The 26,019-nt window shown below is 58.7% G+C and carries 13 protein-coding genes; 6 read left to right on the top strand and 7 right to left on the bottom strand.

Annotation, left to right across the window (positions count from 1 at the left end; translation table 11 throughout):
• The first annotated feature begins 289 nt into the window (after positions 1 to 289).
• The 5 genes from aceE (at position 290) to msrA (ending at position 9,965) form a co-directional block, all read left to right on the top strand.
• Complete coding sequence (gene aceE, locus AC3WK5_RS05005; RefSeq protein ID WP_054595300.1) at positions 290 to 2,935, top strand: pyruvate dehydrogenase (acetyl-transferring), homodimeric type; 2,646 nt, start codon at positions 290 to 292, stop codon at positions 2,933 to 2,935.
• Between the two features lie 11 nt (positions 2,936 to 2,946).
• On the top strand, positions 2,947 to 4,581 hold the full coding sequence (gene aceF / locus AC3WK5_RS05000; RefSeq protein ID WP_103316351.1) for a dihydrolipoyllysine-residue acetyltransferase: 1,635 nt from the start codon (positions 2,947 to 2,949) through the stop codon (positions 4,579 to 4,581).
• 336 nt (positions 4,582 to 4,917) lie between these two features.
• On the top strand, positions 4,918 to 6,312 hold the full coding sequence (locus tag AC3WK5_RS04995) for an alkaline phosphatase D family protein (RefSeq protein ID WP_103316352.1): 1,395 nt from the start codon (positions 4,918 to 4,920) through the stop codon (positions 6,310 to 6,312).
• Positions 6,313 to 6,546: 234 nt separating this feature from the next.
• Positions 6,547 to 9,240: a sensor domain-containing phosphodiesterase gene (locus AC3WK5_RS04990; protein WP_054595297.1), complete on the top strand. Its 2,694-nt coding sequence runs from the start codon at positions 6,547 to 6,549 to the stop codon at positions 9,238 to 9,240.
• A 77-nt stretch (positions 9,241 to 9,317) separates the two neighbouring features.
• A complete protein-coding gene (msrA, locus tag AC3WK5_RS04985) occupies positions 9,318 to 9,965 on the top strand; it encodes a peptide-methionine (S)-S-oxide reductase MsrA (protein WP_054595296.1) in 648 nt (215 codons plus the stop codon).
• A 152-nt stretch (positions 9,966 to 10,117) separates the two neighbouring features.
• On the opposite strand, the gene AC3WK5_RS04980 is transcribed toward msrA, so the two are convergent.
• The 7 genes from AC3WK5_RS04980 to putP all read right to left on the bottom strand — a co-directional run bounded on the left by AC3WK5_RS04980 (position 10,118) and on the right by putP (position 21,460).
• Positions 10,118 to 10,954, bottom strand: a complete 837-nt coding sequence (locus AC3WK5_RS04980; RefSeq protein ID WP_054595295.1) for a 23S rRNA (adenine(2030)-N(6))-methyltransferase RlmJ — start codon at positions 10,952 to 10,954, stop codon at positions 10,118 to 10,120.
• Between the two features lie 246 nt (positions 10,955 to 11,200).
• A complete protein-coding gene (locus AC3WK5_RS04975) occupies positions 11,201 to 11,569 on the bottom strand; it encodes a hypothetical protein (protein WP_103316353.1) in 369 nt (122 codons plus the stop codon).
• A 49-nt stretch (positions 11,570 to 11,618) separates the two neighbouring features.
• The gene (locus AC3WK5_RS04970; RefSeq protein ID WP_103316354.1) at positions 11,619 to 12,035 is read right to left on the bottom strand and encodes a hypothetical protein; all 417 of its coding nucleotides are present in this window, start codon (positions 12,033 to 12,035) and stop codon (positions 11,619 to 11,621) included.
• A complete protein-coding gene (locus AC3WK5_RS04965) occupies positions 12,036 to 16,817 on the bottom strand; it encodes an RHS repeat-associated core domain-containing protein (RefSeq protein ID WP_492574140.1) in 4,782 nt (1,593 codons plus the stop codon).
• On the bottom strand, positions 16,817 to 17,554 hold the full coding sequence (locus AC3WK5_RS04960; protein ID WP_103320379.1) for a DUF4123 domain-containing protein: 738 nt from the start codon (positions 17,552 to 17,554) through the stop codon (positions 16,817 to 16,819). Before AC3WK5_RS04960 ends, AC3WK5_RS04965 begins: the two co-directional genes overlap by 1 nt.
• Positions 17,544 to 19,556, bottom strand: a complete 2,013-nt coding sequence (locus AC3WK5_RS04955) for a type VI secretion system Vgr family protein (protein WP_103320382.1) — start codon at positions 19,554 to 19,556, stop codon at positions 17,544 to 17,546. The genes AC3WK5_RS04960 and AC3WK5_RS04955 overlap by 11 nt, the downstream gene beginning before the upstream one ends.
• Before the next feature lie 419 nt (positions 19,557 to 19,975).
• Complete coding sequence (putP, locus tag AC3WK5_RS04950; RefSeq protein WP_103320384.1) at positions 19,976 to 21,460, bottom strand: sodium/proline symporter PutP; 1,485 nt, start codon at positions 21,458 to 21,460, stop codon at positions 19,976 to 19,978.
• Positions 21,461 to 21,920: 460 nt separating this feature from the next.
• Here putP and putA point away from each other — a divergent pair, with 460 nt between their 5' ends.
• On the top strand, positions 21,921 to 25,874 hold the full coding sequence (gene putA / locus AC3WK5_RS04945; RefSeq protein ID WP_103320386.1) for a trifunctional transcriptional regulator/proline dehydrogenase/L-glutamate gamma-semialdehyde dehydrogenase: 3,954 nt from the start codon (positions 21,921 to 21,923) through the stop codon (positions 25,872 to 25,874).
• Positions 25,875 to 26,019: the final 145 nt, after the last annotated feature.

Genomic DNA, 26,019 nt, shown 5'->3' with positions numbered 1-26,019 from the left:
GAAATTTCGGTTTTTTTGGCAGCGAGCATCAAACTTCCACCTATCTCGGTTAGCTAAAGACCAACAGTAACGATTATTCTCACAACGCAGCAGGAGGCCACACGCCCGTCTTCTGTAGTTTTACTACTCGTATATACATCCGAAAGGCTGAAATGGCCGACGATTTGTAGTAAAACTACACGCCGCCGAATCAACCTCCGGCATTCCAAGAATTTATAACGTCTGCCCACAAGGCCAGTCGCTAACTCAGGCAACCGATTCTGGAAGCCTTTCCGCCCTGGAGCAAGCCATGCAAGACCTCGATCCCGTCGAAACCCAGGAATGGCTGGACGCCCTGGAATCGGTTCTCGACAAAGAAGGCGAAGACCGTGCTCACTATCTGATGACCCGTATGGGCGAACTCGCAACCCGTAGCGGTTCGCAATTGCCTTACGCCATCACCACGCCATACCGCAACACCATTCCCGTTACCCACGAAGCACGCATGCCTGGCGACCTGTTCATGGAACGCCGCATTCGCTCGCTGGTACGCTGGAACGCGATGGCCATGGTGATGCGTACGAACCTGAAAGATTCTGACCTGGGCGGTCACATCTCCAGCTTCGCCTCCAGCGCAACCCTGTACGACATTGGCTTCAACTATTTCTTCCAGGCCCCGACCGACGAACACGGCGGCGACCTGATCTACTTCCAGGGCCACACCTCGCCAGGCGTTTACGCCCGTGCATTCATGGAAGGCCGCATCACCGAAGACCAGATGAACAACTTCCGCCAGGAAGTCGATGGCAACGGCCTGTCGTCCTACCCGCACCCTTGGCTGATGCCTGATTTCTGGCAGTTCCCGACGGTATCGATGGGTCTGGGCCCGATCCAGGCGATCTACCAGGCACGCTTCATGAAGTACCTGGAAGCCCGCGGCTTCATCCCTGAAGGCAAGCAAAAAGTCTGGTGCTTCCTGGGCGACGGCGAGTGCGACGAGCCGGAATCCCTGGGTGCGATCTCGCTGGCTGGCCGCGAGAAGCTCGACAACCTGATCTTCGTCATCAACTGCAACCTGCAGCGCCTCGACGGCCCGGTTCGCGGCAACGGCAAGATCATCCAGGAACTCGAAGGCGTGTTCCGCGGTGCCCAGTGGAACGTGACCAAGGTCATCTGGGGCCGTTTCTGGGACCCACTGCTGGCCAAAGACGTCGACGGTATCCTGCAACGCCGGATGGACGAAGTCATCGACGGCGAGTACCAGAACTACAAAGCCAAAGACGGCGCGTTCGTGCGTGAACACTTCTTCAACTCGCCAGAACTCAAGGCGATGGTTGCCGATCTGTCCGACGACGAGATCTGGAAGCTCAACCGTGGCGGCCACGACCCGTACAAGGTCTACGCGGCGTACCACGAAGCGGTCAACCACAAAGAACAACCGACCGTCATCTTGGCCAAGACCATCAAAGGTTATGGCACCGGTGCCGGCGAAGCGAAAAACACCGCGCACAACACCAAGAAAGTCGATGTCGACAGCCTGAAGTTGTTCCGTGACCGCTTCGACATTCCGGTCAAAGACGAAGAACTGGAAAACCTGCCATTCTTCAAACCGGAGCCAAACAGCGCCGAAGCCCGCTACCTGAGCGAGCGCCGCACTGCATTGGGCGGTTTCGTGCCACAGCGCCGCGCGCAGAGCTTCAGCGTGCCGACACCATCGCTCGATACCCTCAAGGCGATCCTCGACGGCTCGGGCGACCGTGAAATTTCCACCACCATGGCCTTCGTGCGGATCCTCGCGCAGCTGGTCAAGGACAAGGACATCGGCCCGCGCATCGTCCCGATTATCCCGGACGAAGCCCGTACCTTCGGTATGGAAGGCATGTTCCGTCAGTTGGGCATCTACTCGTCCGTCGGCCAGCTCTACGAGCCAGTCGATAAAGACCAGGTGATGTTCTACAAGGAAGACAAGAAGGGCCAGATCCTCGAAGAAGGCATCAACGAAGCAGGCGCCATGAGCTCCTTCATCGCCGCCGGTACTTCGTACTCCAGCCACAACCAGCCGATGCTGCCGTTCTACATCTTCTACTCGATGTTCGGCTTCCAGCGTATCGGCGACCTGGCCTGGGCCGCTGGCGACAGCCGTACCCGCGGTTTCCTGATCGGCGGCACCGCCGGCCGGACTACGCTGAACGGCGAAGGCCTGCAACACGAAGACGGTCACAGCCACATTCTGGCCGCTACCATCCCGAACTGCCGCACCTTTGATCCAACCTACGGCTACGAGCTGGCGGTGATCATCCAGGACGGCATGAAGAAGATGACCGAAGAGCAGCAGGACGTTTTCTACTACATCACCGTGATGAACGAATCCTACCAGCAGCCAGCCATGCCGGCTGGCGTGGAAGAAGGCATCATCAAGGGCATGTACCTGCTCGAAGAAGACAACCGCGAAGCGGCGCACCACGTTCAGCTGATGGGCTCCGGCACCATCCTGCGTGAAGTTCGTGAAGCGGCGAAGATTCTGCGTGAAGAGTTCAACGTCGGCGCTGACGTGTGGAGCGTTACCAGCTTCAACGAACTGCGTCGTGATGGCCTGGCCGTAGAGCGCACCAATCGCCTGCACCCTGGCCAGAAGCCTAAGCGCAGCTACGTTGAAGACTGCCTGATCGGCCGTAAAGGTCCGGTCATCGCGTCGACCGACTACATGAAGCTGTTCGCCGAGCAGATCCGTCAGTGGGTTCCGTCCAAGGAATTCAAAGTGCTGGGCACCGACGGTTTCGGCCGCAGCGACAGCCGCAAGAAACTGCGTCATTTCTTCGAAGTCGACCGTCATTTCGTGGTGTTGGCAGCCCTTGAAGCGCTGGCTGACCGTGGTGACATCGAACCTAAGGTGGTGGCTGAAGCCATCGTCAAGTTCGGTATCAACCCGGAAAAACGCAACCCACTGGACTGCTGAGGAGAGACTCTGTGAGCGAACTCATTCGCGTACCTGACATCGGCAGCGGTGAAGGTGAAGTAATTGAATTGCTGGTCAAGGTCGGTGATCGCATCGAAGCTGACCAGAGCCTGCTGACACTTGAGTCGGACAAGGCGAGCATGGAGATTCCGGCCCCCAAGGCCGGCGTCATCAAGAGCCTGAAAGTGAAGCTGGGCGATCGCCTGAAAGAAGGCGACGAGCTGATGGAACTGGAAGTCGAGGGTGCCGCTGCGGCACCTGCGGCTCCGGTCGCTGCACCTGCGGCCGCTGCAGCACCTGCTGCTGCACCGGCACCGCAAGCTGCTCCAGCGCCAGCCGCTGCGCCTGCTGCTGCCACCGTTCAGGACATTCACGTCCCGGACATCGGCTCGTCGGGCAAGGCCAAGATCATCGAAGTACTGGTCAAGGTTGGCGACACCGTTGAGGCTGATCAATCGCTGATCACCCTGGAGTCTGACAAGGCCAGCATGGAAATCCCTTCGCCGGCTGCCGGCGTAGTGGAAAGCATCGCGGTCAAACTCGAAGACGAAGTCGGCACTGGCGACTTTATCCTCAAGCTGAAAGTGGCAGGCGCTGCGGCACCTGCTGCGCCAGCACCAGCTGCCGCTGCCCCGGCTCAAGCCGCTGCGCCTGCCGCTGCTGCACCTGCTGCGCCTGCTGCAAAAACCGAGGCCGCTCCGGCGCCGGTGCAAGCTCCAGCGCCAAGCGGTGCCAAGGTTCACGCAGGCCCGGCGGTTCGTCAGCTGGCCCGTGAGTTCGGCGTCGAGCTGAACGCGGTGAGCCCAAGCGGCCCACACGGTCGTGTGCTCAAGGAAGACGTGCAGGTTTACGTCAAAGCCATGATGCAAAAGGCCAAAGAAGCTCCAGCCGCAGGCGCAACCGGCGGTGCCGGTATTCCGCCGATTCCGGTTGTGGACTTCAGCCGCTTCGGTGAAACCGAAGAAGTGCCGATGACCCGCCTGATGCAGGCTGGCGCCGCCAACCTGCACCGCAGCTGGCTGAACGTGCCTCACGTGACCCAGTTCGATTCGGCTGACATCACTGAGCTGGAAGCTTTCCGTGTCGCACAGAAAGCCGTGGCCGAGAAGGCTGGCGTCAAGCTGACCGTACTGCCACTGCTGCTCAAGTCCTGCGCGCACCTGCTCAAGGAGCTGCCGGACTTCAACAGCTCGCTGGCGCCAAGCGGCAAAGCGATCATCCGCAAGAAATACGTGAACATCGGCTTCGCCGTCGACACTCCTGAAGGCCTGCTGGTACCGGTCATCAAGAACGTCGACCAGAAGAGCCTGCTGCAACTGGCTGCCGAAGCCGCTTCCCTGGCTGAAAAAGCCCGGACCAAGAAGCTCTCGGCAGACGAGATGCAAGGTGCCTGCTTCACGATTTCCAGCCTCGGGCACATTGGCGGCACCGGCTTCACGCCGATCGTCAACGCGCCGGAAGTGGCGATCCTCGGTGTTTCCAAGGCAACCATCCAGCCAGTCTGGGACGGTAAAGCCTTCCAGCCGAAACTGATGCTGCCACTGTCGCTGTCCTACGATCACCGTGTGATCAACGGCGCTGCTGCTGCACGCTTCACCAAGCGTCTGAGCGACCTGCTGGGCGACATCCGCACCATTCTGCTGTAAAGACCGAGCGGCCCTCCTTCACCGGAGGGCCACTCGCGCCCCACGTTTTCCGAGCGCCACGCTCGTACCTCAACCCCGCCAATTTGGCGGGGCTTTTTTTGCCCGGAAAAACACCCGCCACTTAAGCATGCGTCAACGTTCGATCAAGCGTTGTATGTATTCCTACCGCCGATAGCAGTCGAGACTACTTTCGTGGCTTATTCAGACCACAGCCAAAGTCCACTTACCTATCAATATTTATCACCTGACGAACAATAGGATAGTGCCAACAAAGCACACTGACTGCTTTCACAAAACACTGTAACTTTCACCGCTACATTTCGAACGGATTCGAAAATGTTTAAACTGACTGTCGGCCCGATTATTGGCCATACCACAACTAACCATGTGCGCATTTTTTTACGTGGCGATATAGAAAACAATACCCAGGCCTTTGCAGGGATACGTTATCGCCGCGTCGGTGATACTCACTGGCCCACCGGTCAGTTTGTTGCGTTAACAGCACTTCGCGACCTGTCCGACGTTATTGCGCTCAACAACCTCGACGCCGATACCGCCTATGAGTACCAGGCTGGCTGGTTCAGCACCATGAGCCCGGTACACACCGTGGATACGGTGCAAGAGCTACTCCTGCAATGGCCGAAAGAGATCTACCGCTTTCGCACCGCCTCAAGCAAAACCACTGTAGCACGCGGCTATATCGTCGGCTCATGCCGCTACCTGCGCATGACAGCGGGCGAGCCGTCGACACCCGCCAAGGGCGACCGGATTTTTGCCGCCATCGGCGCCCTGGCTGAAACTGCATCGCCACCGATCAGCGCCTTGTTGATGACGGGTGACCAGGTTTATCTGGATGACCTGAACATAATCGCCCCCGACCGGGAGTACACGGACATTCTCGGCAAGTATCGAGCCGCTTTTTCCCAGCCACATATAAAGAAGGTAATGGCATCCCTTGCGACTTACATGATCCTCGATGACCACGAAATAGAAGACAACTGGCCCGCCAACGAAAGCGCAGACGACAAACTCCTCTACACCAACGCAATGGCCGCGTATGAGTTATATCAGGCCAGTCATAGCCCTGTTCATGAGTTACTGCCCAACGGGCAACCCAGCCGCGAACTAAAACATTACTGGTATCAGTTTTCCGAAGGGGATATCGAATGGTTCGTGACCGACAGCCGAACCCGACGCACGCTCGCGGCCGATGACCGACGTATCCTCGATGCGGAGCAGGAACACACCTTGTTCAAATGGCTGATCAACAGCCCGGCACGGGTCAAGTTCGTGGTCACCAGCGTGATGCTCTACCCCGACCGCAAGCACTATGGCGACGACGCCTGGCAAGCCTTTCCCGAGCAGCGCCTGCGTCTGCTGGAAACCATCCGGACCCACAAGATCAAGAACGTCATCATCGTTTCCGGTGATGTTCATGGTTCGCTCACCAGCCGTCTGAGTCACAGCGAAGACCCGGACTTCGAGGTTCACACCATCGTCTCGTCGCCTCTGTGCAACAGCGCACTGCTGCCCTACGCCAAAGCCTCGACCTTCGTACTCGACCAGCCACTGGTGCGGACTGCCGCGGGCGACTATTACCACCAACTGACCAGTAACGTGGTCAGCCAGGATAACTTTGCGCACCTGGTGGTCGACGCACAGCAGATTCGCGTCGGTTATCACGACCGGGAGGGCAACCCTCTGCAATCGACAAACATTAAATTGCGTTAAGCCTGGAAAATATCGCAGCCTTCGGCAGCTCCCCCAAGGCGGCGATCTTTTCGCACTACCACATTACTTTCAGCCCCCAGCTGGAGAAAACCCCGCCCTCGCCGATACAGTCTTATAGCACTTAGCCTTCATCCTTACTTGTCAGTCAGTGCAGCATGATGCAACCTTGCCGCAGGCAACAGTAAAGAGGGCGCGAGCCCGGCGCGATCAGCATTTTCGAAGCGAGTTTCTTCCATGAAAAGCCATCCCGATGCCGCCAGCCGTATGGTGGCCGAGGTAGTGACGCAGTTGCCCGTGCCCTCGCGGCTCGGCATGCTGCGTTTCGAACGGCTGAATGAACCAAGCTGGGCGCTGCTGTTCCTTGACCCAAACTGCGAACGCCAGTTCGGTTTGCCCGCTGTCGAGCTGTGCGCTCTGGTCGGCTCACCCTATGCGAGCCTGATGGAGCCCGAAGCGCGCTATCAGTTGCACGATGCGATCCAGCAGCAATTGACCGCAAGCCCGCATTACCTGGTCCGCTACACGCTGCACACCGCCCAAGGCTCCCTCAGCCTGCTCGAATTGGGCGAAGCCTATAAACAACACAATCGCCACCTGCTACGCGGCTATCTGCTGGTGGTCGACGGTTTGTTTACCGATGATCCGCTGCTACCGGCGCTGGACCTGGAAACCCAGAACTCGCGCCTGCAGATTGCCCTGGAACTGAACCAGCGCGCCCAGCAGGAACAACTGCTGCACCTGGATCGCGTTCGCGCCCAGCAAGACCTGATCCTGCTGCTCGCCCGCCAGCGCTACAGCACCGGCAACTCCTTGCAAGAAGCCGCCGAACTGATCACCCGCAGCGCCTGCGACATCTACGAAATCGACTGCGCGAGCCTGTGGAACCTCGAAGGCCAGAAGCTGGTGCCGATTTCCGCCTACCACCGCGACTCTCAAGAGCACTGGTTACCGGACGTGATTGACGCCAGCAACTTCCCGGATTACCTGGAAGCCTTGCACACCAGCCGCGCAATCGACGCCCACAATGCCATGCGCGACCCGCGCACCCGAAGCATGGCCGAGAGCCTGCGCCCGCGTGACATCAATGCCATGCTCGACGCCAGCATCCGTGTCGATGGTCAGGTAGTCGGCGTGCTGTGCCTGGAGCAAACCGGCATGACCCGCGCCTGGCAGTCGGACGAAATCGCCTTCGCCGGCGAGCTGGCCGACCAATTCGCCCAGGTCATCAACAACCACAACCGCCGCACTGCCACCAGCGCCCTGCACCTGTTCCAGCGCGCGGTCGAGCAAAGTGCCAACGCCTTTTTGCTGGTCAATTGCGACGGTGTGGTCGAGTACGTCAACCCAAGCTTCACCGCAATCACCCAGTACAGCACCGAAGAAGTCCACGGCCATCGGCTGTCGGAACTGCCGGCGCTGGAGAACCTCAGCGAATTGCTGTTCGACGCGCCCTCAAGCCTGGCCAAGAGCAACAGCTGGCAGGGCGAGTTCAAGAGCCGGCGCAAAAACCTCGAACCCTACTGGGGCCAGTTGTCGATCTCCAAGGTCTACGGCGACAACCGTGAACTGACCCACTACATCGGCATCTACGAAGACATCACCCAGACCAAGCTCGCCCAGCAACGTATCGAGCGCCTGGCCTACACAGACAACCTGACCAACCTGGGCAACCGTCCGGCGTTCATCCGCAACCTCGACGAGCGTTTCGCCCGCGACAGCGACAGCCCGATCTGCCTGCTGCTGGTGGACATCGACAACTTCAAGCGGATCAATGACAGCCTCGGCCACCAGACCGGCGACAAACTGTTGATCAGCCTGGCCCGGCGACTGCGCAACAGCTTGAGCCCGAGCGGCAGCCTGGCGCGTTTCGCCAGTAACGAGTTCGCGGTGCTGCTCGACGACACCAGCCTTAAAGCCGGCCAACAGATCGCCAGCCAATTGTTGATGACGCTGGATAAACCGATGTTCGTCGACAACCAGTTGATCAGCGTCACGGGTTCCGTGGGGCTGGCTTGCGCACCGCTGCACGGCCGCGATCCGCAAACCCTGATGCGTAACGCGGGGCTCGCGCTGCACAAGGCCAAGGCCAACGGCAAACATCAGGTTCAGGTGTTTACCGAAGCGCTGAACGCCGAGGCCAGCTATAAGCTGTTTGTGGAAAACAACCTGCGCCGCGCCCTGACCCAGAACGAGCTGGACGTGTTCTACCAGCCCAAGCTGTGCCTGCGCTCCGGGCGCTTGCTGGGGATGGAAGCGTTACTGCGCTGGAACCATCCGGAAAAGGGCATGATCCGCCCGGATCAGTTCATCAGCGTCGCCGAAGAAACCGGCCTGATCATTCCCATCGGCAAATGGATTGCCCGCCAGGCATGTCGCATGAGCAAAGAGCTGACCGCCGCCGGGCTGGGCAATTTGCAGGTGGCGATCAACCTGTCGCCCAAGCAGTTTTCCGATCCGGACCTGGTGTCGTCGATTGCCAACATCCTCAAGGAAGAACAGCTGCCCGCGCGCTTGCTGGAGCTGGAACTGACCGAAGGCCTGCTGCTGGAAGCCACCGAAGATACGCACTTGCAGCTCGACCAACTCAAGCGCCTGGGCCTGACCCTGGCCATGGACGACTTCGGCACCGGTTACTCATCGCTCAGCTACCTGAAAAAATTCCCGATCGACATCATCAAGATCGATCGCAGCTTCATCCATGAAATCCCGGACAACCAGGACGACATGGAAATCACCTCGGCCGTGATCGCCATGGCCCATAATCTCAAGCTCAAAGTGGTCGCCGAAGGCATCGAAACCGCCGAACAACTGGCGTTCCTCCGTCGCCACCGCTGCGATGTCGGCCAGGGCTATCTGTTCGACCGACCGATCCCGGGCGCCGAGCTGATCGAGAAGCTGAAACGCTATCCGCGTGGCCCAATCGCCTGACAGCGCTTTAACACTCGGGCACACTGTGGGTCTTATTGCGTATATCGCTCATCCCAACCTGACTGAGAGGACTGATCATGGTTCTGCGCTCGGAAATTCTGGTGAACAAAAACGTGCTCCCGACTAAAGAACAAGCTCTGCCTGGCCGCGAAACTCCGATAAAAGTACCGGACGAACACTTCGTCAACGGTCATCCGTTGCTGGGCCCGTTCCCGGGCAACGTGGATTTCGCGATCTTCGGCCTGGGTTGCTTCTGGGGCGCCGAGCGGCGCTTCTGGCAGCGCGAAGGTGTGTACAGCACGTCGGTGGGTTACGCCGGTGGCTTCACACCGAACCCGACCTACGAAGAAGTCTGCTCGGGCCTGACCGGCCACAGCGAAGTCGTGCTCGTGGTCTACGAACCGGAAAAGGTCAGCTACGAACAATTGCTGGCGATGTTCTGGGAACTGCACAACCCGACGCAGGGTATGCGCCAGGGCAACGACATCGGCACTCAGTACCGCTCGGTGATCTACGCCACCAACCCAAGCCAACTGGCAGCGGCCAAGGCCAGCAAGGAAGTGTTCCAGGCTGAACTGACCAAGGCCGGCCTCGGCACCATCACCACTGAAATCGAAGAAGCCCCGACGTTTTACTACGCCGAGGCCTATCACCAGCAATACCTGGCGAAGAACCCTGAAGGGTATTGCGGGATTGGCGGCACGGGCGTGACCTGCCCGATTTGAGGGGTGAACGCAGTACCTGTGGCGAGGGAGCTTGCTCCCGCTGGGGCGCGAAGCGGCCCTAAAATCAGTGACAACGTTCTTTCAGATAGAACCTATATACCGATTTTACGACTGCTTCGCAGCCGAGCGGGAGCAAGCTCCCTCGCCACACATTATTCAGCGATCAACCAATCCATCTGCCACCCGCCCTGGGTCTGACCGAGTTTCTTCGACAGCCACGGCAGCAACTCGCGCAACTCTTCCTCCAGCCCCCACGGCGGATTGGCAATCGCCAGCCCGGAACCGTTCAGGCTGTTTGGCGTATCCAGCGGATGCACCAGCAACTCCACGCGCAACAACTTCGGCGCACCGGTGCCCGCCAGGTCCTGGTAGAACCGACGCAACATGCGCTGGTCCTTCACCGGGTACCAGATCGCCGCCACGGTTTGACGCATCCGGCCAATCGCCTCTTTCAGCGACGCGGCACAACGCTGCATCTCGTCGAGTTTCTCGAACGGCGGATCAATCAGCATCAACCCACGCTTCTCCGGCACCGGCAACAGTGCCCGGGGCACGTGCCAGCCTTCGCCCAGATGCACTTTGACCCGGCGATCGCCCTTCATGTTGTCCTTGAGCAGCAACCCGTCTTCCGGGTGTTTTTCGTTGAGCAACACCCGGTCCTGCGGACGGGTCAAACGCCGCGCCAGCTCAGGTGAGCCCGGGTAGTAGCGCAACTCGCCATCCGGGTTCATCTCATGCAAGACGCGCATGTAATCGGCGGTCAGCGGCGGCAGATCCTGCTCGCCCCACAAGCGTGCGATGCCTTCCAGGTATTCACCGGTACGGCTCGCCTGATCGCCCTGCAGGTCATACAGACCAATGCCGGCGTGGGTGTCGAGATAGGCAAACGGCTGCTCCTTGCGCGACATCAAGGCGATGAGGCGGGTCAAGGTCAGGTGTTTGAACACATCGGCGTGATTGCCGGCGTGGAAGGCGTGACGATAATTCATGGCTGCTCCTGCGAAGGAGGCGAAGTTTACCTTGTACCGCGCCCAGCGTCAGGGGTTCGCAGCCGAGCGGGCAGACAAACCATGATCGCCTGCTGATCGTTCCCACGCTCCGCGTGGGAATGCCTCAAGGGACGCTCAGCGTTCCAGCCGCAATGGTCGGTATCAAGCCTGGCTCCGATGTGACGCAGAGCGTCACGGGCTGCATTCCCACGCAGGAGCGTGGGAACGATCAATATTAACCAGCGGTTATTTTTCTTGTGTTGCTTGCGATTGATAACGCATCAAACACTCCAAGAGGACCCGCATGAACTGACGCTGATCCTTAACATCCTCATCAAAATAAGTATCAATCTTTGAAAATACCCCATCAAAATCATCGTTTATGCCTAAAAAATATACCAAAGTATCAATTAACAACTGTCGTTCATTCTGGCTATAAATAAGAAATTCTGGCCGCATTAAAATATCAAAAAGCTCAGCAAGCTCAGCAAGCTCTTGCTCATCGTTCACATCCTTCGAAACGATAATCTCCTCCCTCGCCACGTCACGTGTGTTTTCTATATCAAATACGAAAAGCAAACTACGTATATCCCAGATATTGTAGGCATCTTTCATTAATCAAAGTCCGTATAAGAAATTTCGCCTCCGTTTCGGGGTCGCTTCTTTACCAAGTGGACTGATCTTCAAGACTGGCTTTATGGAGGTCGTCTTTCCACGCTTCGCTTGCCAACCGATATATGTCCTCGAAAAATCCACGAGGATCGTCTATTTCTGTTTCATTCCACGCAATAGTGCGTGGCTCATCGTAATCACTTTCAAACTGAGCAGCAAAATCAAAATTTTCTTGTCTCAGGATATCCTCAAGCATTTTGAACGTTACAAATCTATGCCTATAAGTTAAATAGTCAAAGTCCGGAAGTATAAATACCTTTATTATCTTCTCCCTATCATTTTTCTCATTCGGATTATATACCCACAGCTCCTCACCCAGCGTTTCCTCTCTATCGTATATTGATATCCCTCCAAGCAAATACAAAGGGACTGGTACATAAGGGATGTTCACAAACGGATGAGTCAACATTCATTTCACCTTTCGTGGAAAAGCAGTAAATGGTCGTTTTATATTTCTCTTATCAAACTTAATTTCCGCGCCATCCAAACCCTCAATATACTTGGGGCTATTTCTATCTTTATCATTCGGCTTATACCCACGACCGGCTCCTGGCAACTCCATTCGAACAATAGGATTCCGTTCGCTATCATAGCCAGTTGGTTCAGGTGGGTCACGATGCATTTTCGACAGAGCATAACTTATCGCCCGAAACTGCATAGTCCAACTTTTAAACTGAGAGCTAGAATTAATCTTCTCTCTTACTCCTTTTTTTGTTGGATGCGAGCCGTCAATTGCCCGTTGCTTTAAGGCCTTGTCACCAATTTCCGGACCATGCTTCGCGACCGTATGCATTTTGTATTGTTTTTCCCAATCCAAAACTTGGCGTTTGGCCTCTGCCTCATTTTCTGGCTCAAACTTTTCCGTCTTAGGTAGTGCTGGAGACTGCTCATCAACCGCAGCACCACCCACATCATCCGGCGCCTTACAATCTGGCTTGTTCGGTGGCGGACAATTTCCGTTCAACCCCAACGGGTCAATCCACCCCGTTGGATTCGGGGTGTACTGGTAGCCGTTCAGCCCGCCCGCCAATTTGATCGGGTCGGGTGTCAGGTAACGGCCGATGTCCGGATTGTAGTAGCGATGGCGGTTGTAGTGCAGGCCGCTTTCGGCATCGAAATACTGCCCCTGAAAGCGCAACGGTTGCTCAAGCTGTTCTTCGCCAAAGTGCTTCAGGCTGGCGAGTTTTCCGTAGGCCTTGTAGGTCGCCGACCAGACGATCTCGCCGCTGTAATCCGTCAGTTCCTGCGGGGTGCCGAGGTGATCGAGCTGGTAGTAGAACGGGCAGGCCTTGCGCGGACCGAAGCCGTCGAGCATGGCCAGGGGGCGGAAGCTGCCGGGTTCGTAGACGTAGCTGCGGTAGTGTTCTTTGCCGCGTTCGGCGACGAGGTTGTCGCCTTGCCAGAAGAACTCGGTGGTGTGGCCATCGACGGTTTTGGCGATGCGCCGACCGAAGGCGTCATAGCGGTAGCTGGCAGTTTTGCCATCCGGCAGCGTGATGCCGATCAACCGGTGCTGGCAGTCGTAGCGGTATTCGGTGACGAGTTTCTGCCCGGTGCCTCGGCGTTCGCGGATCAGGTTGCCGAAGGCGTCGTAGTCGTAATGGCGGTCGCCTTGCAGCAGCAGGCGGTTGCCTTTGATCGTCGCCAGGCCCGGGCGATCGTGCATTTGCAGGTTGCCGGCCGGGTCGTGCTCAAAGCTTTGCGCGGGTTCGCCGCGGGCATGGCGTACGCGGGTCAGGCGGTTGAGCGCGTCGTAGTAATAGCTGCGCTGACCGTGGCGACTGTCAGCGATGGCAGCCAGGTTGCCATTGACCGCATAACTGTAGTGGCGCATGTACAGCGGGCGGTCTGACTGGTTGACCGCGTGGGATTGCAACCGGCCCTGTTCGTCATGGTGGTACTGGCTAAGCAGTTGGCCTTGCTGGCGTTGTCGCTCACGCCCTGCGTTAAAGACGTGCGTGGTCAGCCGTGTGCCGTTGAGGTCGATAGCGCTGAGCGCGCCGCCCTTGGCGTGGTGGTAATCGAGGGTGCTGTTGTCCGGCAAGCGCAGGCGATTGAGCTGGCCGCAGGCGTCGTAGCCATAACGCAAGGTGCCCCAACCCTGATGCTCGGTGATCAGGCGGTCCTGCTGGTCGTACTCGAACTCCAACGGGTGGTCGTGGCCGTCATCGACGCTGACCAGTCGGCCAAGACCGTCGTAGCAATACTCGACGTTGACGCCATCGGGCAGCGTCTTGACCAGCAGTCGTCCTGCCGAGTCCCGCTGGTAGGTGGTGATCAGCGTTGAGCCGTCATCGCCGAACTCGGTTTTCTCCAGCAGATGGCCATTGAGGTCGTAGGCATAGGCGGTGCGGCGGCCGTCGAAACCGGTTTCCTGTCGGATCTGGCCATTGGGCGTGTAGTCCAGCTGATACTTTTCGCCGGATTCGTTCTCGATTTCTGTCAGCAACAACAGCGCGTTGTCGTAGCGATAACGCAGTTGTGTGCCGTCGGCATTGATTCGACGGCTGACCAGGTGCAGGTCATCGACGTATTCGTAGCGCGTGACCTGGCCCGACTCATCGCGTTCGGCGATGATTTTTCCGTAGGCGTTGTAGCTGAAGGCGCGACTGGCACCGCTGGGAAGTGTTGTCTGAATCAGCCTTCCGATGGCATCCCATTGATACTGGGTGACGGCACCGTGTTCGTCCTGCCGGGTAATCTGCCGCCCCAAAGCATCATAGGAAAACCGACGCTGGCCACCGTCTGGCAACGTTTCTTCGAGCAGTTGCCCCAAGCCGTTCCAGACAAACACATGCCGACTGGTGTCCGGATAACGGATCGACAGCAGCCGCCCCTGAGGGTCGTAGTGGTAATGCGTGACATGCCCGTCGGGATCGGTCGCTTCAGTGACATCACCCTGAGCATTGCGCTGATACTTCCACACGGCTTTACCGCGATACCGCGCATACAGGAAACCGTCGCGGTATTCGTAGGCCGTCGGTTCGTCTTCCGGTGGAATCAGCGCGACAAGCCGTCCAACCTCGTCGTAACGGTACTCAGTGACGGCCCCCAGCGGATCCTGCTCGGCAATCAGCCGACCTTTGTCATCGTAGGCCTTGAGATGTTCGCCACCTTCCAGGTCGACCTTGCGCACCAGCCGCGCCCGATCGTCATGGACATAAACCTCTTCGCTGCCATCGATATTCAGGACGGTGACACCGCCCTGGTCATCCCAGACGTACTGCGCGTCCATCTGCGAAAACGACGCCCAGTGCCGAATGCATCTGGCAGCCTTGCCGGACCTTTCCCACTCCCAGAAAAAGCTCGCGCCACCGGCCAATTGCCGCTGCAAAATGACCTGCTGATCGTCGTAGTCGTAGCGCTCGCTTTCGCCTGCGGCGTTGGTCGCTTCGATCAGTTGATCGCGTTCGTCGTAGCGATAATTGACCAGCGTCTGCTCGGTGTGCCACGCCTCATCGAGGGTTGGAGCCGGGACAAAACGCTGGTAATCGACGGCGATCAAATGTCTGCGGTCATAGCGCAACAGCAAGGCGCGGCCCACGCCGTTATCGAGGCGCTTGATGCGTTCCTGACGGTCGCGGGTGATGCGCAATCGGTTGTTGTAAGCGTCGCTGACAGTCGTCAGCCGGCCGTTATGAAAGTGATAAAAACGCGCGTTGTCGCCGGCCTGGACGAGGATCAGTTCCTCGGGCTCATCGCCCAGATAAATCGCCGCCCGCGACAGACTGTTGTGGATCGCCGGGCGCTCGACGTTCGGTAACGGGAATGCCGTACGACGGTTTTCGTGGTCGATCCAGATGACGTTGTCGCCATCGATTTCCAGGCGGTGCGCCAGCGAATGGCTCCATCCAAAGCCCAGTCCGCTATCGATCTCGGCGGCGCTGGTGCGATAGAGCCGGGTGAAGTCGAACGGCAGAATCCCGTCGAGCGAACCATCGACCAGGGTCAGCAGTTCTTCGCCAGTGACCATCGACACCGGGCATTTGTTGGTGGCGGTTTTATCTGCCGAATCGGCGCTGTCGCCGTTGGGGTTTTTCGCCTGCGCCGGGACGTCGACGTGAGGTTCGTGTTTATTCAGCGTGGAGTTTTTGCGGCCATTCCAGCGCAGTTGCATCCGACCTTTTTTCAGGCCCGCTACGACACCCCGTGCGGCGATTTTTTTGTAGCGGTCAACGTAGGTCATGAAGTTGTTGATGATCGTGATCATCGACCTCACGAAACCCATGGCTGCCTGAAAAATCTGCGGGCCGTACTTGGCCAGGCGCACCGTCAACCAGGCAACACCGATGCCGACCACGCTCAGCACCAAGCCAATCAGCAGGTCGATGATCAAACCAACCACCACCTTGGAAATGGCCTCGGCCGAGGTGCCGGCCAGTTGCGTCGGTGGCAACATTTCCAGCCACAGTGCTGCGGTGCGCATCAACAAACACAGCGCCGCTTCATCACTGGCCAGCAGCATGGCTTTTTCCATCAAGTCCGGAGCGCTTTCGGCCAGATCAGCCAGTTGCCCGGCGCTGTCCCCAAGCTTTTCGACAAAGGCTTCGGGATTCTTCAAGATGTCGCTCAGCTCGCCAATCCCATCCCAGACACCCTGAATCGCCGCCCAACTGCCGGCGAGCATTCCATTGCCCACCGCCGCCAGCGATGCCGACGCCGACTGCTGTGACCACTGCGGCTTGAACCCTTCCCACTCGCTGCGCAGCCAGCGTTCCAGGTCCTTGGTCAGCCCACCGTAAGCATCAAAAAGCTCATCGACTTGCTCCGGCGTCACTTCGCTCTGGACATGAACGCGATAGAACTTCCCGGCGGTCCCCTTAAACGTCCCTTTGCCGTTTTCATCCAGCAGGACCGGCGTCTTTTCACCGCCCTCCACGGCAATCACATCGACCTGAATATTCCCCAGCGGAATGTCGTAGACCGATTCGAACTTGCTCTCGATCTGCAACAGGCCGCCGGCCGGACACTGCGCCACACTGGAGATGAAATCGTCATCGCCGCTGCCCACCGCAGTGGTCGTGCTGCCGAACTTGATCAGCCGTTCCATGCCCATCAGCGACGGCATGTCAGTAGCGTGGCTAACCTTGTCGGCGGCCTTGATGAACCAGTGGTTGAGTTGTTCGCGGTAGAGGCTGAGGGTGTCTTTAAAGCTGTCGAATTCCTGCTCGATACGTACGATCTGCTCCATCAGTTCAGCTCCGCCATCAGGAACTCCACCAAGGCAGTTTTCGGTGCTTGAGGCAGGTCAGGTGCGTCAAGAAAGATCGCGACCTTGTGCCGTAAAACGCTTTCGGAAAAGGCTTCGTACAGGTCCGGGCGATCGTCGCTCAGCCACGTCAGCAGGTTGTTGATTCGGGTGGCGGCAGACTGCACCGCGAGCTGTTCCAATAGCGCGCCGGGAATCTCCCACCATGGAAAAACCTTCGATGTTTTCAGCGCACAGCCACCGATTTCCAGGGCCTGCCCATTGATCAGGCAGCGCCCGATCGGCGGCATCAGTTGCGCGACATCAACCTGTGCAGACTGAAGAATCGGCAGCAAATAACGTCCGTCCCAGAAACGGAAAAATACTGCGTTGCCGTTGGGTAACAGGGCTTGCGTAAGGCTGCGCAGATGGTCGACCAAAGCCTCTTGAGGAGCAGAAGACACCGCCAGCCAACCCCAGTCGCGAGACTCGGTAGTGGCGACCCACTCCAGAAACTCACTGTCCGCAGCGACGATGCCGACATAGGGCATCACCGACATCCACTCGGCGTATGCGCTGTCGGCCCAGATGGCGCTCGGTGCTTGCGTAGTGATCGAGCGTTGCCAGGCTTTAAGGGGCTCGGCAGAGCTCGCATTGCCGAACACCGCGAACAACTGCTCGGAAGGTTTCAGCGGATGGCGCTCCAGCCAGGCACGAGGTGACAAGGCATCAGGCTGCACAGACACCCTCCTTGCAGCGCTCGCATTCTTCGCAGAACGGCGCGTCGCTTTTCAGGCTCAGAATCTGTGCGGCGCTCAGCAGCGCAATTGGAATTGCGGCGAGTTTCAATGGAACGTCCAGCGACTTCGGCGCAGCAGCAACCATCGCCACCATCGGCACGCCACCCAGCTGAATCGGCACACTGCTGAAGATCCCGGCAGCGCTGATGTTGATCCACTGCCCACCCGCCTGAATGGTCGCGCTGGCACCACCGTCGATGACCACTTGCTGGCCGGCGCTGACATGGAATTGCTGACTGGCATTGAGCGCCTGACTGGTCACCCGAATGTGCCGGTCGCCAACCACTACCAGATGATCGTCCTGCTTCACTTCGGTTTGGCGCTGACCGTGGGTGATGCGCTGTTCGTCAGCCTTCAGTTCATGGCGATCGAGACCCGCGACCACCACACTTCGCTGGTTGCCCACTTGCGTGTACAAGTCGTGCAATACGTGTTGTGTCCAGTCGCGCTGGGCCCGCAGATAGATTTCCTCGGCGCCCTTGCGGTCTTCAATGCGCAGTTCGTTGTAACCACCGCCACCGGGACTGCTCTGGCTGCGAAAAATGCTGCGGGTCTTGTCTGCCGGCAGATCGAGCGGCACCGAATTGGCCCCATTTGCCAAGCACGCCATGACCAAGGGTTTGTCCGGGTCGGCATCGACAAACCCCACCAACACTTCCATCCCAACCCGCGGGATCAGCGCACTGCCGTAACCGTCATGAGTCCAGCCACTGGCGACTCGCAGCCAACAACTGGAATGTTCGTTGCGCTGGCCTTCGCGGTCCCAGGCAAATTGCACCTTGACCCGCCCAAACTCGTCGCAATGGATTTCGCTATCGGTCGGCCCAGTGACGACCGCGTTCTGATAGCCCGGAATCCGCGGCTTGTTTTCGGCCAAAGGCGGACGAAACGGTACGTCCCACGGCGTCGCCAGAAAGGTATTGCGATACCCCTGAAAATCACCGCTGTCAGCGGACTCTTCCAGCACTTGCGGTTGCCGGCCGTGGTGCTGAATTTCTGTCAGTAGCCACAGGTCATTCCACTCTGTGCGCGGGTGTTCGGCGATCTTCAGAAAATGGCCGGTGAGCAACGCCGATTGATCACTGCGACCTTCGGCCTGACGGAAATCCGCGCCATGGCGCTCCAGCGCCCGTTGCGCCAGGTGTTTGCCGTGGTCGCGATCGGTGAACTGACCGGGATAGCGGTAATCCTCCAGCACCGTACGCTGCTCGCTGTCGACAGCGCTTTGCAGCAACAGGCCGGGTTTGTGGAAGTCATAGTCGCGACGGGTGACTGCGGTGGTGCGGGTTTCCAGGCGGACGTTGAAGCGCTTGATCGCAGGCTGCTCGGCGGCCATTCCACTGCCTGGCAAGTAAAGGGTCGGCTGCGCCGGTTTGCGGAAAACTGTCTGGTCGTCACCGAACACCAGCAGATGGCCGTGCGGGCTGTGCTGGAAGTGGTAGTGAATGCCGATCTCGGCGCACAACCGCTGAATAAATTCCAGATCGCTTTCGGCGAATTGCACGCAGTACTCGCGCTTGGGGTATTGGCTGCCAAGCTGTAACTCGAATGCATCACCCAAGATGCCGTGATCCTTGAGCACCAGAGCAATGATCTCGGGAACGCTTTTATGCTGGAAGATTCTCTGGTTGATGCGCTGACCAAGATAGGCCAGGCGCGGCGCCAGACTGATCTGATAACGAGTCAGGCGCGTGCCCGAATCGCCTTGGGCGATGCGATAAACCTGACCGTGAACACCAGCGCCTTGCGCGTCAAAACCGAGAAAAGCCTGACGATACAGCAGGCTCTCGAGGTCGAGGTCCGGGCGCTCACTGACCAGTTCCAGGTCGAAACGAAAGGGTTGGCTGATGGCTTCCTTGCCCGTGAACTCAAGCACTTTGAGCTCATTCTGGACGCCGTCGAGGGTCAACGTGAAATGCGGTTGATGGGCAGACGTGAGCATCCGATGCCTCTGAAGCAGAATGAAGGCGGGCGATTCTGCATGAGCGACAAGGGGGGGAGATCGAGGGTCAGAAAAATCAGATTTGCCCTGATTTTTTAGAGAATTTTCCTTCAGATATCGGGATGAACCACTACAGACATTTCTGTCGAACAGGCTGTATCGACGCCTTCTTGAGCCACAACACGATCCCTGTAGCAGCTGGCGCAGCCTGCGTTCGGCTGCGCAGCAGTCGTAATCCTGATGACGTGGTCATCCAGAGAAAGCGCGGTATGCCATTTACGACGGCTTCGCCGCCGAACGCAGGCTGCGCCAGCTGCTACAGGGATCGTGCGATGGCTTAAACCGGCGGAGGAAAAAAACGGCCCGCATCCATAAGGCTGCGGGCCGTTTTTTTTTCAGCGAAGGGTTAGCTCATCCAATCACTTGTTCAGGTGGAAATCTTTTTCCGCCGCGGCGAAACGCTGCAGCATACCGGCCGACGGCTCACCCATTTTGCTGACCAGCAAAATAGCGAGGCTGGCGAAGATGAAGCCCGGGATGATTTCGTACAGACCCAGCAGGTTGAAGTGCTTCCAGACGATCACGGTGAGCGCACCCACCACGATACCGGCGAGTGCGCCGTTACGGGTCATGCCTTTCCACAGTACCGAGATCAATACCACCGGACCGAACGCCGCACCGAAGCCGGCCCAAGCGTAGCTGACCAGACCCAGCACACGGTTTTCCGGGTTGGCAGCCAATGCGATGGCGATCAGTGCAACGGCCAGAACCATCGCGCGACCAACCCAGACCAGTTCAACCTGGGAAGCGTTTTTACGCAGGAAGGATTTGTAGAAGTCTTCGGTCAGGGCACTCGAGCACACCAGCAACTGGCAGCTCAGGGTGCTCATCACGGCAGCCAGAATGGCCGACAGCAGCACGCCGGCGATCCATGGGTTGAACAGGATCTTGGCCAGTTCGATGAACACGCGCTCGTGGTTTTCACTTACCGGCATTGCCACGGCCGGGTTCGCCGAGAAGTAAGCGATACCAAAGAAGCCAACCGCCACGGTGCCGCCCAGGCACAGGATCATCCAGGTCATGGAGATGCGACGGGCGTTGGCAATCGACTTGACCGAATCCGCCGCCATGAAGCGCGCCAGGATGTGCGGCTGACCGAAGTAGCCCAGCCCCCAGCCCATCAGCGAAATGATGCCGATGAAGCTGGTGTTTTTCAGCATGTCGAAGTTGCCTGGATCTTGCGCTTCGATGGCCAGGAAGGTGGTGTCGATACCGCCGGTAGCCAGCAGCACGATGATCGGTGTCAGCAACAAAGCGAAGATCATCAGCGTGGCTTGAACGGTGTCAGTCCAGCTCACCGCCAGGAAACCACCGACAAAGGTGTAGGCAATCGTCGCCGCAGCGCCGGCCCACAATGCAGTCTCGTAGGACATGCCGAAAGTGCTTTCAAACAGACGGGCACCGGCCACGATGCCGGAGGCGCAATAAATGGTGAAGAACACCAGGATCACCACAGCAGAGATGATCCGCAGCAAGCCGCTCTTGTCTTCAAAACGGCTGGAGAAGTAATCCGGCAGCGTCAGCGCATCGCCGTTGTGTTCAGTCTGCACGCGCAGCCGGCCGGCCACGAACAGCCAGTTCAGGTACGCACCGACGATCAGGCCGATGGCGATCCAGCTTTCCGACAGACCCGACATGTAGATGGCGCCCGGCAGGCCCATCAACAACCAGCCACTCATGTCGGAGGCACCTGCGGAAAGCGCAGTCACGACGCTGCCCAGGCTACGGCCACCCAGAATGTAGTCAGAAAGGTTGTTGGTGGAGCGATAGGCCATGAAGCCGATCAGCACCATTGCCGCGATGTAGATCACGAACGTGATCAAGGTTGGATTGCTTGCACTCATTGAGTTACGCCCTGGCTTTGTTTTTATGTAGCGGCGGTCTGCTGAACCGCCGCCAAACAATGAAGTTTGAGAGACGATCAGGGCATCCGCGCATTTATGACTGATGTTTCCCCAGGAAAGCCATCAGCCGATGAACCGCATCAACAGCGGTTGCACCTTGGTGCGCGAATGCTATTCAACAAAGCAAATGAGGTGCAACCAGTTTTTGGGAATAAGTTGCACCTAATACAAAATTTCTTTTAAACAGCGGTTTTTGCTCCTTTTCGGAGCAAGAACCTTCGCTAACTGCTGCAAAAAACACCAAGCAAGAGCGGAGGCCACGAACCAGAATTTATTTCCTGACAAGCTGCCGATTATTCCGACAAAAAAAGGGTTGCACCCGGTTGCACCTCTTTCGGCGCACGGCTAATCTTGCCGCCAGCTGATGCCACGCAGTCGTGGCAAACATGAGGATAAAAATATGGCTACCACCACCCTTGGGGTCAAACTCGATGACCCGACCCGCGAGCGCCTCAAAGCTGCCGCGACCTCGATTGATCGCACGCCGCATTGGCTGATCAAACAGGCGATTTTCAATTACCTGGAAAAACTCGAGGGTGGTGCAACCCTGACCGAGCTGAGCGGCTTGACCCGCTCCGAAGCTGATGAAGGCGCCGAGGTCCACGTCGATCACGCCCATCAGTGCTTCCTCGAATTCGCTGAAAGCATCCTTCCGCAATCGGTGCTGCGTGCCTCGATCACTGCCGCCTACCGTCGTCCGGAGCCGGAAGTGGTGCCGATGCTGATCGAGCAGGCGCGCCTGCCAGCCCCAATGTGCGACGCCACCAACAAGCTCGCCGCCTCGATTGCGGAAAAACTGCGCAATCAGAAGAGCGCCGGCGGCCGTGCAGGTATTGTTCAGGGCCTGTTGCAGGAATTTTCCCTGTCATCCCAGGAAGGCGTGGCGCTGATGTGCCTGGCCGAAGCGCTGCTGCGTATCCCGGACAAAGGCACTCGCGATGCGCTGATCCGCGACAAGATCAGCACCGGTAACTGGCAGCCGCACCTGGGCAATAGCCCGTCGCTGTTCGTCAACGCTGCCACCTGGGGCCTGTTGCTGACCGGCAAACTGGTCGCCACCCACAACGAAGCAGGCCTGACTTCGTCCCTGAGCCGGATCATCGGTAAAAGCGGCGAGCCGATGATTCGCAAGGGCGTCGACATGGCCATGCGCCTGATGGGCGAGCAGTTCGTCACCGGCGAAACCATCGCCGAAGCCTTGGCCAACGCCAGCAAGTTCGAAGCCAAAGGCTTCCGCTATTCCTACGACATGCTCGGTGAAGCCGCACTGACCGAACATGACGCGCAGAAATACCTCGCGTCCTACGAGCAAGCCATCCACTCGATCGGCAAGGCTTCCCACGGTCGTGGCATTTATGAAGGCCCGGGCATCTCGATCAAGCTCTCGGCCCTGCACCCGCGTTACAGCCGTGCCCAGTACGAGCGCGTGATGGACGAGTTGTACCCGCGCCTGCTGTCGCTGACCCTGCTGGCCAAGCAATACGACATCGGCCTGAACATCGACGCCGAAGAAGCCGACCGCCTCGAGCTGTCGCTGGATCTGCTCGAGCGCCTGTGCTTCGAGCCGCAACTGACCGGCTGGAACGGCATTGGTTTCGTGATCCAGGCCTATCAGAAGCGTTGCCCGTATGTGATCGACTACGTGATCGACCTGGCTCGCCGCAGCCGTCATCGCCTGATGATCCGTCTGGTGAAAGGCGCCTACTGGGACAGCGAAATCAAACGCGCCCAAGTCGAAGGCCTGGAAGGCTATCCGGTCTACACCCGCAAGGTGTACACCGACGTTTCCTACATTGCCTGCGCACGCAAACTGCTCTCGGTGCCGGAAGTCATCTACCCGCAGTTCGCCACGCATAACGCCCACACCTTGTCGGCGATTTATCACATTGCCGGTCAGAACTATTACCCCGGCCAGTACGAGTTCCAGTGCCTGCACGGCATGGGCGAACCGCTGTACGAACAGGTTGTAGGCAAGGTTTCCGAAGGCAAGCTGAACCGTCCGTGCCGCGTGTATGCACCGGTCGGCACTCACGAAACACTGCTGGCGTACCTGGTACGTCGCCTGCTGGAAAACGGCGCAAACACTTCGTTCGTCAACCGTATCGCCGACCAGTCAATCTCGATTCAGGAGCTGGTAGCCGATCCGGTGAGCAGCATTGAGCAGATGGCAACGCTGGAAGGCGGCTTCGGTCTGCCGCACCCGCGTATCCCGCTGCCGCGTGACCTCTATGGCAGCGAGCGCGCCAACTCCAGCGGCATCGACCTGGCCAACGAACATCGCCTGGCATCGCTGTCCTGCGCCCTGTTGGCCACCGCGCACAACAACTGGAAAGCCGCGCCGATGCTGGGCTGCGCCGCCAGCGCCGAAACACCGGTACCGGTGTTGAACCCATCGGACCTGCGCGACGTGGTCGGTCATGTGCAAGAAGCCACCGTCACCGACGTCGACAATGCCATCCAGTGCGCACTGAACGCTGCTCCGATCTGGCAGGCCACCCCGCCCGCCGAGCGCGCCGCAATTCTCGAACGTGCCGCCGATTTGATGGAAAGCGAGATTCAACCGCTGATGGGCCTATTGGCTCGTGAAGCCGGCAAGACCTTCGCCAACGCCATTGCCGAAGTGCGTGAAGCCGTGGACTTCCTGCGTTACTACGCGGTGCAGGCACGCAACGATTTCACCAACGACGCCCACCGCCCATTGGGTCCGGTGGTGTGCATCAGCCCGTGGAACTTCCCGCTGGCCATTTTCAGCGGTCAAGTCGCCGCCGCACTGGCCGCCGGCAACCCGGTCCTGGCCAAGCCTGCGGAACAAACGCCGCTGGTGGCCGCTCAAGCCGTACGCATACTGCTCGAAGCCGGGATTCCGGAGGGCGTGCTGCAACTGCTGCCGGGCCGTGGCGAAACCGTCGGTGCCCGTCTGGTCGGCGACGACCGGGTCAAAGGCGTGATGTTCACGGGTTCTACCGAAGTTGCGCGCTTGCTGCAACGCAACGTCGCCGGTCGTCTGGATGCCCAGGGCCGTCCGATTCCGCTGATCGCCGAAACCGGCGGCCAGAACGCGATGATCGTCGACTCCTCGGCACTGACCGAACAAGTGGTCATTGACGTGGTGTCTTCGGCTTTCGACAGTGCCGGCCAACGCTGCTCGGCCCTGCGCGTACTGTGCTTGCAGGAAGATTCCGCCGACCGCGTGATCGAAATGCTCAAGGGCGCCATGGCTGAATGTCGCCTCGGCAACCCTGAGCGCCTGTCCGTGGACATCGGCCCGGTGATCGATGCCGAAGCCAAGGCCGGCATCGAGAAACACATCCAGGCCATGCGTGACAAAGGTCGCAACGTCTACCAGGTCGCCATCGCCGACATGGAAGAATGCAAGCGCGGCACGTTCGTCATGCCAACCCTGATCGAGCTGGAAAGCTTCGACGAGTTGCAGCGGGAGATCTTCGGCCCGGTGCTGCACGTGGTGCGCTACAAGCGCAAAGACATCGATCAACTGATCGGGCAGATCAACGCTTCCGGCTACGGTCTGACGCTGGGCGTGCACACGCGTATCGACGAGACCATCGCCAAGGTGATCGACAACGTCAACGCCGGTAACGTCTACGTCAACCGCAACATTGTTGGTGCTGTGGTCGGCGTGCAGCCGTTCGGTGGTGAAGGCCTGTCGGGTACTGGTCCGAAAGCCGGTGGTCCGTTGTACCTGTACCGCTTGCTGTCGACGCGTCCTACCGACGCAATCGAACAATCTTTCGCTCGCAACGATGCTATCGCAACGCCGGACGTTCGTCTGCGTGACGCCATGAGCAAACCGCTGACCGCCCTGAAAACCTGGGCCGACAGCCACAAGCTGACCGAACTGAGCGCGTTGTGCACGCAGTTCGCCACACAATCGCAAAGCGGCATTACCCGCACGCTGAACGGCCCGACAGGCGAGCGCAACAGCTACGCCATCCTGCCGCGTGAACACGTGCTGTGCCTGGCAGAAGTCGAAAGCGATCTGTTGAGTCAACTGGCTGCAGTACTGGCCGTGGGTGGCTCGGCGGTGTGGCCGGAAGGTGAACTGAGCAAAGCGTTGTTGGCTCGTCTGCCGAAAGACGTGCAAGCGCGCATCAAGCTGGTCGCCGACTGGAACAAGGACGAAGTGGTCTTCGATGCAGTCCTGCATCACGGCCACTCCGACCAGTTGCGTGCGGTCTGCCAGCAAGTGGCCAAGCGTGCCGGCGCGATCATTGGGGTTCAGGGTCTGTCGCAGGGCGAAACCAACATTGCGCTGGAACGCCTGGTGATCGAGCGTGCGCTGAGCGTCAACACCGCTGCAGCGGGTGGTAATGCCAGCTTGATGACTATCGGTTAAACCGCAATACGACCGGGTGCCCGCAATAGGCGCCTGGAACGCAAAACCTGTGGGAGCGGGCTTGCTCGCGAAGAGGTCGGCACATTCAACATAGATGTTGGCTGCCAGTCCGTCTTCGCGAGCAAGCGAACGTCGCCCGGCCCTT

The organism is Pseudomonas sp. FW306-02-D09B (assembly GCF_058782685.1).
The sequence above is the reverse complement of the archived record's forward strand: the minus strand, read 5'-3'. Positions and strand labels throughout refer to the sequence as shown.